The organism is Palleronia abyssalis, from assembly GCF_900302445.1.
GTDB lineage: Bacteria > Pseudomonadota > Alphaproteobacteria > Rhodobacterales > Rhodobacteraceae > Palleronia > Palleronia abyssalis.
This window is the reverse complement of sequence record NZ_ONZF01000022.1, coordinates 1-12,890: the sequence shown is the minus strand read 5'-3', so window position 1 is coordinate 12,890 and position 12,890 is coordinate 1. Positions and strand designations below refer to the sequence as shown.

12 protein-coding genes and 2 pseudogenes are annotated in these 12,890 nt (G+C 63.1%); 6 read left to right on the top strand and 8 right to left on the bottom strand.

The window, feature by feature from the left end:
- Positions 1-111: 111 nt before the first annotated feature.
- The 4 genes and pseudogenes from PAA8504_RS21385 to PAA8504_RS21370 all read left to right on the top strand — a co-directional run bounded on the left by PAA8504_RS21385 (position 112) and on the right by PAA8504_RS21370 (position 2,483).
- Positions 112-513 (top strand): phage holin family protein, encoded by a 402-nt coding sequence (locus tag PAA8504_RS21385; protein ID WP_306419555.1) that lies wholly within the window; start codon positions 112-114, stop codon positions 511-513.
- Positions 510-1,544: a DUF3618 domain-containing protein gene (locus PAA8504_RS21380; protein WP_108896152.1), complete on the top strand. Its 1,035-nt coding sequence runs from the start codon at positions 510-512 to the stop codon at positions 1,542-1,544. Before PAA8504_RS21385 ends, PAA8504_RS21380 begins: the two co-directional genes overlap by 4 nt.
- A 155-nt stretch (positions 1,545-1,699) precedes the next feature.
- Positions 1,700-1,897 (top strand): annotated as a pseudogene (locus PAA8504_RS21375) (IS6 family transposase); the annotation flags it as partial.
- Positions 1,898-2,240: 343 nt separating this feature from the next.
- The gene (locus PAA8504_RS21370; protein ID WP_108896151.1) at positions 2,241-2,483 is read left to right on the top strand and encodes a WGR domain-containing protein; all 243 of its coding nucleotides are present in this window, start codon (positions 2,241-2,243) and stop codon (positions 2,481-2,483) included.
- Here PAA8504_RS21370 and recD2 read toward each other — a convergent pair whose 3' ends face one another.
- The 6 genes from recD2 to PAA8504_RS21340 all read right to left on the bottom strand — a co-directional run bounded on the left by recD2 (position 2,484) and on the right by PAA8504_RS21340 (position 8,980).
- Positions 2,484-4,685, bottom strand: a complete 2,202-nt coding sequence (recD2, locus tag PAA8504_RS21365; protein ID WP_108896150.1) for an SF1B family DNA helicase RecD2 — start codon at positions 4,683-4,685, stop codon at positions 2,484-2,486. It lies immediately after the preceding gene.
- Between the two features lie 6 nt (positions 4,686-4,691).
- A complete protein-coding gene (locus PAA8504_RS21360) occupies positions 4,692-5,201 on the bottom strand; it encodes a recombinase family protein (protein ID WP_108896149.1) in 510 nt (169 codons plus the stop codon).
- A 180-nt stretch (positions 5,202-5,381) separates the two neighbouring features.
- Complete coding sequence (locus PAA8504_RS21355; protein WP_108896148.1) at positions 5,382-5,906, bottom strand: DUF421 domain-containing protein; 525 nt, start codon at positions 5,904-5,906, stop codon at positions 5,382-5,384.
- Positions 5,907-5,958: 52 nt separating this feature from the next.
- On the bottom strand, positions 5,959-6,783 hold the full coding sequence (locus tag PAA8504_RS21350) for a manganese catalase family protein (protein WP_108896147.1): 825 nt from the start codon (positions 6,781-6,783) through the stop codon (positions 5,959-5,961).
- Positions 6,752-7,615: a glycosyltransferase family 2 protein gene (locus tag PAA8504_RS21345; RefSeq protein ID WP_181375916.1), complete on the bottom strand. Its 864-nt coding sequence runs from the start codon at positions 7,613-7,615 to the stop codon at positions 6,752-6,754. The genes PAA8504_RS21350 and PAA8504_RS21345 overlap by 32 nt, the downstream gene beginning before the upstream one ends.
- Before the next feature lie 195 nt (positions 7,616-7,810).
- Positions 7,811-8,980 carry a zinc-dependent alcohol dehydrogenase gene (locus tag PAA8504_RS21340; RefSeq protein ID WP_108896145.1) on the bottom strand — a complete coding sequence of 390 codons (1,170 nt, stop codon included), beginning with the start codon at positions 8,978-8,980 and terminating at the stop codon, positions 7,811-7,813.
- Positions 8,981-9,125: 145 nt separating this feature from the next.
- Between PAA8504_RS21340 and PAA8504_RS21335 the strand changes: the two are divergent.
- Positions 9,126-9,395: pseudogene (locus PAA8504_RS21335) on the top strand (integrase core domain-containing protein); the annotation flags it as partial.
- A gap of 152 nt (positions 9,396-9,547) precedes the next feature.
- On the opposite strand, the gene PAA8504_RS21330 reads toward PAA8504_RS21335, so the two are convergent.
- Positions 9,548-9,994: an Lrp/AsnC family transcriptional regulator gene (locus tag PAA8504_RS21330; protein ID WP_108896144.1), complete on the bottom strand. Its 447-nt coding sequence runs from the start codon at positions 9,992-9,994 to the stop codon at positions 9,548-9,550.
- A 106-nt stretch (positions 9,995-10,100) separates the two neighbouring features.
- Here PAA8504_RS21330 and PAA8504_RS21325 point away from each other — a divergent pair, with 106 nt between their 5' ends.
- The gene (locus PAA8504_RS21325; RefSeq protein WP_108896143.1) at positions 10,101-10,700 is read left to right on the top strand and encodes a LysE family translocator; all 600 of its coding nucleotides are present in this window, start codon (positions 10,101-10,103) and stop codon (positions 10,698-10,700) included.
- A gap of 273 nt (positions 10,701-10,973) precedes the next feature.
- Here the strand turns inward: PAA8504_RS21325 and PAA8504_RS21320 are convergent, their stop codons facing one another.
- Positions 10,974-12,362 carry a methyl-accepting chemotaxis protein gene (locus PAA8504_RS21320; RefSeq protein ID WP_108896142.1) on the bottom strand — a complete coding sequence of 463 codons (1,389 nt, stop codon included), beginning with the start codon at positions 12,360-12,362 and terminating at the stop codon, positions 10,974-10,976.
- Positions 12,363-12,890: the final 528 nt, after the last annotated feature.

The window sequence follows — 12,890 nt, the reverse complement described above, 5'->3', positions numbered from 1 at the left end:
GCTTATCAGCCGCGTCCTTCGATGTTCCGGATTTCTGGTTCATCTTCGCTCCTTAATGGCTGCGATGATCCAGAAATCCTCCGTTACGAAAACCTCAAATCTGTCCCATGAGTGCTGACGTCAGACACCGACAACCAGTCCACGCTTGGACTAGTGCGCGAAGCGCTGACCCACATGTCCAGCCTGGTTCGCAGCGAGGTCGATCTGGCCCGCACCGAGGTCAGCGAGAACATCAACAAGGCCGTCGGCGCACTGATCGCGCTGGCCGTTGCGCTGGTCTTCGCCATCGTGGCGCTGAACACCCTGTCCGCCGCGCTGGTTGGCTGGGTCGGCAATATCCTGGGCCTCAGCGTCGGATGGTCGTCCCTGATCGTCGCCGTCGTCTTCGCGATCATCGCCTTCGCGTTCCTGTCGAAGGGCAAGAACGGCCTGAAAGCGCGCAGCCTTGCGCCGACGCGCACCGCAACCAACGTCCGCCGCGACGCCGAAACCGTGAAGGAGGCCGCGAAATGAGCGAGAGATCCTCGAAAGATATCGAACGCGACATCGAGAAAGAGCGTTCGGGGCTGGATGACACCCTGAACGAACTGACGGGCCGGTTCGATGCCGATTACGTCGTTCGCCAGATCGGCACGCATCTGCGCGACAATGGCGGCGAAATCGGCCGCTCGGTCCAGCGCGCGGTGAAGGAAAACCCGCTGGCGCTGGCGGTGACCGGCGTCGGTCTCGGCTGGCTGATCTTCGGGCAGGGCCGCGATCGCAACGACCGCGTTGCCCACACAGATCATGCCGCCCAGACGCCGATGCGGCTTGACGAGCCGTTGCACCCCGCCGCCCGGACCGAGCCCGACTGGGCGCGGCCCGATCCCGACGAGTTCGTCACGCCCGCGGAGTTCGACCAAGATAGCGGGCCGGGGATGCGGGATCGTGCTTCAGGTGCTGCGCGGGATGCCGGGCAATCGGTGTCCGACGGCGCGCGCCGGATGCGCGACGGCGCCTCGGCACGGGCCGCCGCTACACGCGCGCGGGCCGAGCGGATGCAGGCACGCCTGTCCCGCGGCACCGAGAACATGAACGCCGAGGCGCGAGATCGGGTCGTGCGTGCCCGTCGCCAGGCGATGGAGGCGCGCGACTCGGCCTCGCGTCAGGCGCGCAAAGGCGCTGACCGAGCGGCCGACTTCTTCGAAGAGCAGCCCTTGGTGGCGGGCGCAATCGCGCTGGCCGTCGGCGCCGCGCTGGCCGGTGGCCTGCCGCGCAGCCGGACCGAGGATCGTTACCTGGGCGAGCAGAGCGACGCCCTGATGGACGAGGCCGAGCGGATCTTCCGCGAGGAGTCGGAGAAGGCGAAGAAGGTCGCGCAGGCCGCTGGCGAAGAGGTCCAGAACGTGGCCGACGAAAAGCGCGGGCAGGCCGACGAGACTGCCCCGGGTGACCACAGCGCCGCGTCGGCGGCCCGCTCGGAGGCCGAGGACGCAGTGCGTCGGGTGCGCGACCGCGCCGAGGACGAGGCCGACAACCAGGATTTGGGCAACCCCCGAACCTGATTCGGTTTTCCGTATGAAAACAGGGGCGTCGCTGTATGGCAGGGGGGATGCCCGCGACGCCTCGGGGTTTGTCCTGATCTCCGTCGGGAACTGTTGCATTGCTGACCACCGGGCGGCGATGCTGATTTTAACCATCAAGGTACAGGGAGCATGCCATGCGCCGCGATCCGTTCAAGTACCACCGGTCCCCGCGGGGCGTCATTCTGTTGGCCGTGCGCTGGTACTGCCGGTTTCCACTCTCGTACCAGGATGTCTCCGATCTGCTGGCGGAGCGCGGTGTCATGGACCGGGCCACCGTCTTTCGCTGGGTCCAAAAGTTCTACCCCGAGATCGCCAGCCGTGCATATTCCCACCGCGGCTCCCATCGAGGTCTTCTATTGAAGGGTTCCGAAGTGGAGCCGATCCGGAGTTTCTGATGCACGACGTGTGCGGCCTCATCTCGATGCTCCTCTAGCAGGAGGTTTCCCCGGAGCGGATTGCGGCATCAATGTCCACACGTGAAGAACCCGATGGCCGACTCACGCCTGGGTCCCTTGCCAGAACGATAGCCACGGAACTGATGATGCCGCCGGGCTGGTCGGTGGCTCCCTCGTATGAATCTCGTGTGACACGCCACCTGGGGCATGTAAGTTGGGAGCCGCGCCCGGCCGCAAATTGCGCTTTTCGAGCGCCTTTCCACGACATATCTTGCTATCTATGCAGATCGAGATCTTCCCCGACCAAATGCGTTTGCGGCGTGAGGACACGTCCCGAAACATGCGCCGCTTCTACATGATGGTGGTCCAGCGGGATTTGTTCGGAGGTGCGTCCCTGGTCCGAGAATGGGGTCGCATCGGGAGTTCCGGGCAGGTCAGGATAGAGCATCATCCGGACGAGGGACGAGCGGTAGACGCGCTCGCCGCGTTGGCGTCGGCCAAACGTAAACGGGGTTACCTGTGATCAGGAACGTATGGCGGTCGCCGCCCCATCATCGCTTAACCACTCATCCAGCTTGGACCAGCGCTTCCGCCCCGAGGCGTTCTTGACCGCAATGGCCACGGCCCTCTTCTGGCCGACGAGGACCACGAGCTTCTTTCCGCGGGTGACCCCTGTGTAGATCAGGTTCCGCTGGAGCATCGCGTAATGCTGGGTCATGACCGGGATGACCACGGCAGGGTATTCAGAGCCCTGGCTCTTGTGGATCGTAGCGGCATAGGCCGGAACCAGCGTGTCGAGCTCACCGAACACGAAACTGACCGTGCGAACGTCGAAGGTCACCGCAACCTCACCCTCGTCCAGATCGACATCTTCGATCATGCCAATGTCGCCGTTGTAGACACCCTTGTCGTAGTCGTTCTCGATCTGCATGACCTTGTCGCCGGGGGCGAAGCTCCAGCCGAACCGCTCGACTTTCTTTTCGCCGGCCGGGTTCAGGGAGGCCTGAAGCTCGATATTCAGGGATCGGGCCCCGACGCCGCCCCGGTTCATTGGGCATAGAACCTGGATGTCCTTGATCGGATCGAATCCGAACCGGCGCGGAATACGCCTGGAAACCAGATCGACGATGTGTGGCACCGCCTGTTCGGGGTCGGCAGCCGGTACGAAGTAGAAATCCGCTTCCCCGTCCGGGGGTGCGAGATCCGGCATACGCCCAGCATTTATTGCGTGTGCGGTCGTGATGATCTTGCTCCGGGCCGCTTGGCGGAACACCTCGGTCAGCCGCACTACCGGCACGGCGTCGGAGCCGATGAGGTCGGCGAGAACTTGGCCGGGCCCCACGGAGGGGAGTTGGTCGATGGCGCCTACGACGAGAAGGGCGGCATGGTCCGGAACGGCCTTCAAAAGCGACTGCATCAGCATCACGTCGACCATCGAGGCTTCGTCAATGACAAGCAGGTCGCACTCGAGCGGGTCCTCCTGGTCGCGCTTGAACCCGAAGACTTTGGGGTCGAACTCCAGAAGCCGGTGGATGGTCTTGGCCTCCATCTCAGTGGCTTCCGTCATGCGCTTCGCGGCCCGGCCGGTGGGGGCACAGAGCAAGAGCTTCACTCGTTTCGCGGCGAGGATGCGCAGGATCGAATTGACGATGGTCGTCTTGCCCACGCCTGGTCCGCCCGTGATCACCATGACCTTCGAACGCAACGCCAGCCGGATGGCCTCGGCTTGGCTGGCGGCGAGGGTGAGACCCGTCTTCTGCTCGATCCAGGGCAGCGCCTTGTCTGCGTCGATCTCGGCCCAGGGCAGGGGGCCGGCGTGGAGCCGCCGGACTTGCTCGGCGATGCCACGCTCGGCCAGGTAAAGCCCGGTCAGGAAGAGGCAGTCCGCGTCACCTACCCGGTCCAGTGTGACCGTCTCCTCCGCAAGCTCCTCGGCCAACGCGCCCTCGATCAGCGGGGCAGGGACCTCGAGCAGTTTTCCGGCCAGCCCGACCAGTTCCACGCGGGGCAAGCCGCAATGCCCCTCCCCCATGGCCTCTGTCAGTGCAAAAGAGATCCCGGCCCTGACCCGGATCATGGCGGTTTTCTCGATCCCGAGCTTCTCGGCGATCAAGTCGGCGGTGCGGAACCCGATCCCCCGAATGTCCTTTGCGAGGCGGTAAGGGTTCTCGCTCATGACCTGGACGGCATCTGTGCCATAGGTTTTGAAGATCCGAACGGCGCGGGCCGTGCCCACGCCATGCTGGTGCAGGAACACCATTATCTCGCGGATCACCTTCTGGTCGGCCCATCCGGCTGTGATCTTGTCAGCGCGCTTGGGGCCAATGCCTTCGACCTCGCGCAGCCGTTCTGGCGTTTCCTCGATAATGTCGAAGACGTCCTTGCCAAACACTTTCACCAGCCGCTTGGCGTAGACCGGACCGATCCCCTTGATCATGCCTGAGCCGAGATATTTCTCAATACCGTCAATGCTGGATGGCGCAGAGGTTTTCAGGAAGTGCGCTTTGAACTGCAGACCATGGGTCCGGTCATTCAGCCAGATACCTGAAGCAGTGATCCACTCGCCCGCTGAGATCATCGCCGCGTGCCCGACCGTGGTCACCAGGTCCCGATGTCCACGGGCTTTGACCCGCAGGACGCAGAAGCCGTTGTCGGGATTATGGTAGGTGACCCGCTCTACCAGTCCGGCCAGGACCTCGGTCGCGCTTTCAGGTCCTGGGGCCATGTGCAATCAGACCACCCGCCGGATCGTCTTGGTACTGGCCTCGAAGAGGGCTGCAATTTCCGGAATGGCGCGGTGCTCCACATCCCTCATCTGGCGCACCTCGGCCTTCTGAGCGGGTGTCAGGGCAGGGGGCCTGCCACCGATCCGCCCCCGCTTGCGGGCAGCCTCGAGGCGCTCCTTCGTCCGTTCCACAATCCGCTCCCGTTCGAATTGCGCGATGCTGGCAAAGACGTGAAACACCAACCTGCCCGCCGGGCTGGTGGTGTCTATGTCCTCCCCGAGCGAACGGAACCCGGCGCCCCGGGCCTGGATCTGGTCGACGATTTCCAAGAGGTCCTTCAGGCTCCGGGCAAGGCGGTCGTACTTCGTGACAACCACCACGTCCCCGTCCCGGAGTTCCTTCAGCATCCGGTCCAGCTCGGGCCGAGACCGGGCCGTCCCGGTGATCGTGTCTGCGAAAACGCGTTCCACCCCGGCAGCTGCGAGGGCGTCGCGCTGACTGTGATCTTCCGCGATGTTTGGCGCACTTTCTTTATGGCCAAGTGGCGTAGGCTGGTGCTGGAAGCAGCGTAGCTGTCATCCGCGCTTTGCGCGGCAAAAGTCCGGTTTGAGCCCATTTTACCGAATGCCGTCCCGCAGTATTTTGCATGAGCAGAAAATCCCGTGCCTGTCATTAGGACCCGCGGCGCGTGGATCCTAGCTCGGAATGTCCACGCCGGATCTCTGCAGGCTCTTGGCGACATCGCCGTGATCCTGCGCGTCGCTGAATACCGAAACGTCCCCCGCCGGCTCGAGGATCATCGCGGACACATGCGACAGCCGATCCACGCCGCGCTGGCGCATGAACATCAGGACCTCGTCCTCGACAACCCGTTCCCGGCGCATGTTCGCGTGCTGCAGCTCTCCCTTGAAGACCAGCAACGCGGGTTGCGACCGCACGAGCTTTCGGACGCCATCAAACTTCATGATGACGAGAGAGATCAGGTAATCCATGGCGATCAAGGACGCTAAGGCGATCGCAGCATCGAGAAAGGCCACATTGTCGAGAATGATGAAGGAGCTCAGGACGGACCCGACCGTGAAGGTCAGGATCATGTCGTACATATTGAACTGCGCGACCGTCCGCTTGCCGGACAGCCGGAGCAGGAAGAGCAGTAGCAAGAACCCCAAGATAACCGCTACGGGGATATGCCAGTAAGCGCCTTCGTCGTCGAAAAACATATGCTATTGTCCTTGTGGACCTCGCCCCCGGCGTCGTGCCGGGGGCGGGAGATCATTGCTGTTCGGTCTGCGTGCCGGTCCCCGGACGGGCCTTGCCGAGATCGGGCTTTTGGCCGAGCGGCTCGACCTTGTCCTTCGCCGAGAACTCGGCGCGACCGTCCAGGGAGCGACCGGAGGTCCAGCGCCCTTCGGGCGTCGGCTCATCGAGCGAGGTGTTGAGGAAGTAGTAGCTGTGCTCCGTCGCCTCGTGCTCTTCGGGCGTCGAGTTCGGAATCGGCAGCTGCTGGTTCCAGCCACCCAGCTCCTCGATCACCGCGAGCCATTGCTGCTGGTGCATCGTGTCGCGCGCGATGAGGAATGACAGCATTTCCTTCATCCCGGCATCATCGGTCATGTTGTAAAGGCGACTGGCCAGGACCCGCCCACCCGACTCGGCGGTGGCGTTGGCCATCATATCCGCGGCGAGATTGCCGGTGGCATAGACATGGCTCATGTCGAAGGGCACACCGTTGGCGTTCACGGGCATGGCCGACAGCCCCGAGCTGAGAATATGTCGCGGGTTGGCCCCGCCCATGATCGCGTGAACGACGGGGTCCTTCGCAGCCTCTTCCTGCACCGAGACCGGTGCGCCTTCGAGGTTCAGCGCGACTGCGTGACCGAGGAACTCGATGTGGCTCAACTCCTCCGTGGCGGTCATCATCAGCATGTCACGGTACTTGGCATCTCCGCGCGCGCCCATGGCCTGGAAAAAGTACTGCATCGCCACGCGGATCTCGCCCTCAATGCCGCCGATCGCCTGCTGGAGGTACTTGGCGAAAACGGGGTCGGGGGTATCGACCCGTACCTCATACTGAAGCTTGCTGGAATGATGGAACATTGTCGTCTCCTTTGGTGGACAGTGAAGGAAGGCTTGGCCAGTCGGCGCGGGGCACCAATGCGGCCAGGCGTTGTTCGAGCCCCGCGCATTCGCGTTCGAGGGCAACGGCGTTGGCAGTGAGGCGCGTGCCGGCGAGGGTTCGTTCTGCGATCGTGTCGGCCATTCCGCCGGGTGCTCGACCGCGCAGACGGCAGGAGGCGACGACCACGGCATCCCACGGCCGCGCGATCCGAAGGCCACGACCGGTCAGCGCGGCAGCCATCCGGCGGTCCTCATGGCACGATACCGGATGGATGCCGCCGACGGCGCGGTAAGTCGAGGCGCGCCAGGCGATCAGCGCACCCGGATTTTGGCCGTGCGCCGGAAACGGGTCCCACTGGCGTTTCGCGACTGCGGAGGCGATCAGGGCCCGTAGGCTGTCGCGCCGGTCCTCGGCGGAGCCGTGCCGTCGGACCAACCTCGGCAGGCTTGCGAACTCGGTCTTTTCAGGCACGACCCGGCCGAAGACGGCATCGGCACGCTCGAGCGCCCGCGCCACCGCGGCCACGCAGCCGGGTGCGAGTGTGCAGTCGGCATCCGTGGTGAACAAAATGCGCGCTCCGCGATCCAACGCGGCTTCGAGGCCGATGGCCCGCGCCGCACCGACACCACCTACAAGCGCGGGTGTCTCGATGACTGTGGCTCCCTCGGCCCGGGCCAGTTCCGCCGTGGCATCGGTGCAGCCATTGGCGACCACGAGTGCGGCGAGACCCTCGCGTCGAAGGGAGTAGAGTGCCTTCAGCAGGCGATCCGCCTCATCGCGGGCTGGAATGACGGCGACCGCCCGCGTCACGACCCGGTCCTCTCGAGCGGGGCGAAAATGGCGATCCGGTAGCCATCGGTGGGGGCACTCCACCAGAGGCAGTCGAGCATAACTCTCAGTCCTTCGAATGGACGGGCGAAGCGGCAGGCATTGGCCTCGTAGTCGTGGAAGAGATCCTCGCACGGGACTAAGCGGCGCGCGCCCCGCGCCCGCGCCGCCGTCGTCTTAGGGCGTCAGCACCACCTTGATGCAGTCGTCCTTCTTGTCGCGGAAGGTCTCGTACATCGCCGGTGCCTCGTCGAGCTTGCCGCGATGGGTGATCAGAAAGGTCGGGTCGATGCGACCCTCCTGGATATGCTCAAGCAGCGTCGGCGTATGCTGCAGCACATGGGTCTGGCCCATCCGGAACGTGAGCGCCTTTGCGAAGGCCGCCCCGATCGGGAACTTGTCTACGATCGCGGCATAGACGCCGGGAATCGACACGATGCCCCCCTTCTGCGCGCACATGATCGCCTCGCGCAGCACATGCGGCCGCCCGGTCTCCTGAAAGGTGGCGGTCTTGACCTTGTCGTAGACGGTATCGATGATCCCGGAGCCGTGCGCCTCCAGCCCCACCGCGTCGATGACCTTTTCCGGCAGACGCCCGTCCGTTGCCTCCATCAGCGCATCATAGGGCTTCACCTCGGAGGGGTCGATCACCTCCGCCCCGTGTGCCCGGGCCAGCGCGCAACGCTCCGGCACGTCCTCGATGACGAAGACCCGCTCCGCCCCGAGCAGCTGGCAGGATTTCAGGGTGAACAGGCCGACCGGGCCCGCGCCCCAGATCGCCACCGTGTCGCCGGGGCCGACCTCGGCGTTGACAGCGGCCTGCCAGCCCGTGGGAAATATGTCGGTCAGGAAAAGCACCTGTTCGTCGGACAGGCCGTCGGGAACCTTCATGTGTGTCGCGTCGGCATAGGGAATGCGGACATATTCCGCCTGCCCGCCGTCATATCCGCCATAGAGGTGGGAGAAGCCGAACAGCCCCGCGCCCGCCTGCCCGGTCACCAGCGCCAGCTTCTCCCACTCGCGGTTGGTCTCATCGCAAAGGGAGAACTCCTTCTTCCTGCACCAGTGGCAGTGGCCGCAATTGATGGTGAACGGAACGATGATACGATCGCCCTTCTTGAGGTTGCCGACCTCTGGGCCGACATCCTCGACCACGCCCATGAACTCGTGGCCCAAGATGTCGCCGGTCTTCATCTCGGGCATGAAGCCGTTGAACATGTGGAGATCGGACCCGCAGATGGCGGTACTGGTCACGCGGATGATCGCGTCCCGGCCATGTCCGATGACGGGGTCGTCGTGGGTGTCGACGCGGAAATCTCCGGTTCCGTGATAGGTGACGGCGCGCATGGCGGCTCCTGCATAAATTTCGGGTCAGAACAGGTCCCGGGAAAGGGTTCCCGATAACTAAAACGCCACCGGTCGGATATGTTCCGGCCCAAGGCACATTCCCGCTGCGATCTGCCGCCGGCTCACCTTTAACTTCCGGGCATATCAGGTCGTCGAGGAGCTTGACCGGATCGCCCCGCTCCGGGGAAAGCCCAGGAGCATTCGGGTCGACAATGGTCCGGAGTTCGGCGGCCAGCTACTTGATAATGGGCCTATCTGAATAAGGTCGAGCTTCTCTTCTCCCGCCCCGGAAAGCCCACGGATAACGCCTTCATCGAGGCGTTCAACAGTCTGCGCCAAGAATGCCTCAATGCGTCCTGGTTCTTGTCGATGGCGTGCGTGTCAACGGATCACCGAATGGAGGATCGACTATAATACCGTTTTTGAATAGCTTATTCTGGCATGGGGTTTCTGTCCGACACCGGCCGTTCAGGCAGTGCGCGGCGGACGGCAGCCCCCAAGCTCTTCCACGACATTCGGCAGCACTTGAATAAAGGCCCACGACCAAGGCCGTCTTGTTTGTTCAGTTTAAGTGGCGCGCTCGTCTTTAGGTGATCCCATAACGATATAGGACGTGATCGCGTTGACGTGGGATTGGGTGCCCAGCACCTCCGTGTGAAAGCGCTTGTACTCCGAGAGATCGGCGCTCTCGACACGAAGAAGATACTCGAAAGCCCCTGCTATGTTATGGCACTCGACGACTTCTGGTGCGACGGCCATAGCGCGCTCGAATCCCTCCTGTGCCGCCTTGGTATGGGAGGAGAGGCCGACCATAACGTAGGCGGCAAAACCGCGGCCCATCCGCTCTGGGCTTGTCACGACCCTGTAGCCGAGGATCACTCCGGTTCGCTCCAGCTCCTGAACCCGCCTCAGGCACGCCGAAGGAGACAGGCTGACGCGCTCAGCCAGAGCGACGTTGCTGATCCGACCATCGCGCCGCAGCTCGCGCAATATTTTCTGGTCTATTTCGTCCATAGGCTATCAATCGTTGTGCATATATCTCCCATGATAGTCGATTAGACGACATATTGCGACCTTGTCCCGCTATTGTTGCGAACAGGCACTATAGGAGGCACGCTCTATGACCCTCGCTATCCTGACCGCCCTTCTGGGCTTCGCATTCGTCGCGACCGTCACGCCGGGGCCGAACAACCTGATGCTGATGGCGTCCGGTGCGAACTTCGGCTTCCGCCGGACCCTTCCACACATGCTCGGCATCGTCGGAGGTGTGTCGATCATGGCTCTCCTCGTAGGTGCGGGGCTGATGGCGCTGTTCGACGCAGTGCCCGCCCTGAACCTCGTGCTGAAGGTCGTTTCCGTCGGCTACCTGCTCTGGCTCGCATTCAAGATCGCGACGGCCGCTCCGGTGGAGGAGAGGGACGCGAACAGCCGTCCGATGACCTTTCTTCAAGCGGCGACTTTCCAGTGGGTGAACCCCAAGGCTTGGGCCATGTGCCTGTCTGCGATCACGCTCTACGCACCCGACCGCTCGCTGCTGTCTGTAGTCATCGTGGCCGGTGCGTTCGCGCTCGTCTGCTTTCCGGCGATCTCGGTCTGGGCATGGCTCGGGACTGTGGTCCGGCAATGGCTGTCGAACGCCACCCGGCTCAGGGTCTTCAACATCACCATGGCGGCTTTGCTGGTGGCATCGCTCTATCCCGTGCTCGGTCTCGGAACCTGAACGGTGCGTTGTCAGGCTCGGCCCCAGCAAGGTGCGCTTGAACTGGCTGTGGTGTTGGGGTCCGCTAGGGAGCGATCAGCGGTCAAAACCCAGGCGTTTGTGTCACCGGCGCTTGCCACCGTTTTTGACCGAACGGTTCTGGCGCGGAGTTTCTGTACCAGACCGCCGTTCAGGCAGCGCGTGGCGAATGATGGCTTCGAAGCCCATTTATGCTGCCTCGAGCACGAAAGCTACGGAAGGCACGCCGGGCAGACCATGGTTACAGGCTGGCGATCACGCGGCAGCTAAGTACGATCCTTTGTCCCGTTCTTTTTCCGCGACACTAGAAGTCCCGCTCGCGTGGTCGTCCTTCACGACAACAGCGTTCAGTTCCTCGGCCTGCCGGGCAAGGTCACTTGCGGCTTCGGCTGCCTGAGCGGCGAGACCGTCGCTTTGTTCGATGACCCGCTGAAGTTCTCCGATAGAGGAACGGATCTGTTCCGCACCGATCGTCTGCTCGCGCATGGCCGCGCTTATGTTCCGGTTCGCCTCGGCCGTTCGATCGATCTCCGGCAGCAGTTTTCCCAACATTTCGCCGGCCTGGGTCGAAACACTCATGGTACTATCCGACAGCGTGGAAATCTCTGCGGCGGCCAACTGCGCTCGTTCGGCCAACTTGCGAACCTCGGAGGCCACAACTGCGAAGCCTCTACCATGGGCACCGGCGCGCGCGGCTTCGACCGCGGCGTTAAGTGCCAGGAGGTCGGTCTGCCGCGCAATGTCTTGGACAATGGTTATTCTCTTTGCGATTTCCTGCATCGACGCGATGGCCTCAGCCACGATGCTCTCAGCACGCTTGGTGCTTTCGAGCGCGTTGGTCGAACTCCGCTCCGTAGTGGCGACTTCGTCTGCGGTGGTTCGTATGGAGACGGTAATCTCCTCGATCGAGGAAGAGGCGGCCTGCACTGACCCATGCTGATGGCGTGCGCCATCTGCCATTTTATTGGCTAGAGAACTCAGCCGAGCGCTGTTCTCTTCGACAGCGCCAATGCCGGCAGTCGCTGCGGATAGCATAGTCGAAATTCGGTTTGTCGCCTCGATCTGCTCGAGGCGTGCGGCTTCGGAAGTTTCGAGCGCCCGCTCCTGCGCCGCCCGGATGTCCGCAGCTTGACGATGGTGGCCCATCACCATGAAGACAAGCCCTGCCGTCTCAACCACCAGTACGACAGCGTGCAGAAGCGTGCGCTCCAGGTCGGTCCCGCCCGGATAGACCATTGTCGGCAAAGCGTAGTTCAGCCCAAGGTGATGGACCGCAACGATCGCCGCCGCGGCGAGAAGCGCGCCGACGTCGAACAGCAGCGACAGGATCGCCATCATCGCAAAGAAATACATGTGCATGTCGACCTGCCACGGATGTCCGGCCATCAGTCCGACGAGGATTGCCGGCTGCGCGATCAGCGCACAGGCCAAGGTCACCCGGCCGCGTGTGGGGGGGAGGGCGAGGTCCAATGCCGCTAGGGCCGCCATTGATCCTGCGGCAGCCACAGGAAGAATCCACGGCATGTCGCGCATCAAGGCGACTGCGAAGACGAGCGGAACATGCAACCAGCAGAAGGCTAGCATGGCGCGGGCCCGAGAAGAAATCACCGAGGTCGAAGCGGTCTCATCGGTCGTATCGGTCAAGGCACTATCTCAGTTCGAGGCGCATAGGGCGCCGGATAAACGTCCGTCCAGAACAAGCAAAGCTCCCGCCTTTCGAAGTAGCGCGGGGAACTCCGGCTCGGGCGAGTGAACCAGACCGATCGAGGAAATACGGCCCGGCAGGATCAAGCGGCCTGATGCGGTCTCCGCCACGTGCACTGCACTGCTCCAGGGTGCGGACACCACTACGACAGGAGAACCTGGTTTCGGGGCATTCTGCCTGATCACCATACCAAGCGGCGTGGCCAGGGCGACCGCCATCACGATGATAATCGGCGCGTGTCAAGTCCAGTTGGCAAGCCTATCCATTCACAGCAGAAAGCATACGGAAATTAATGGAGCCCTAACGACGACGGCTATGGATCGCGGAGCGGTCTCGCCAGTGAACTGGCCCCCGTTTCGACCGGACACCTGGGCATAACCATGGAGGCTTAGGCATATGCCTAAGCACGTGCTTATGTCTGACTACGAGATCATCACCGATGGCGGCCGTCGGCGCCGCTGGCCTGC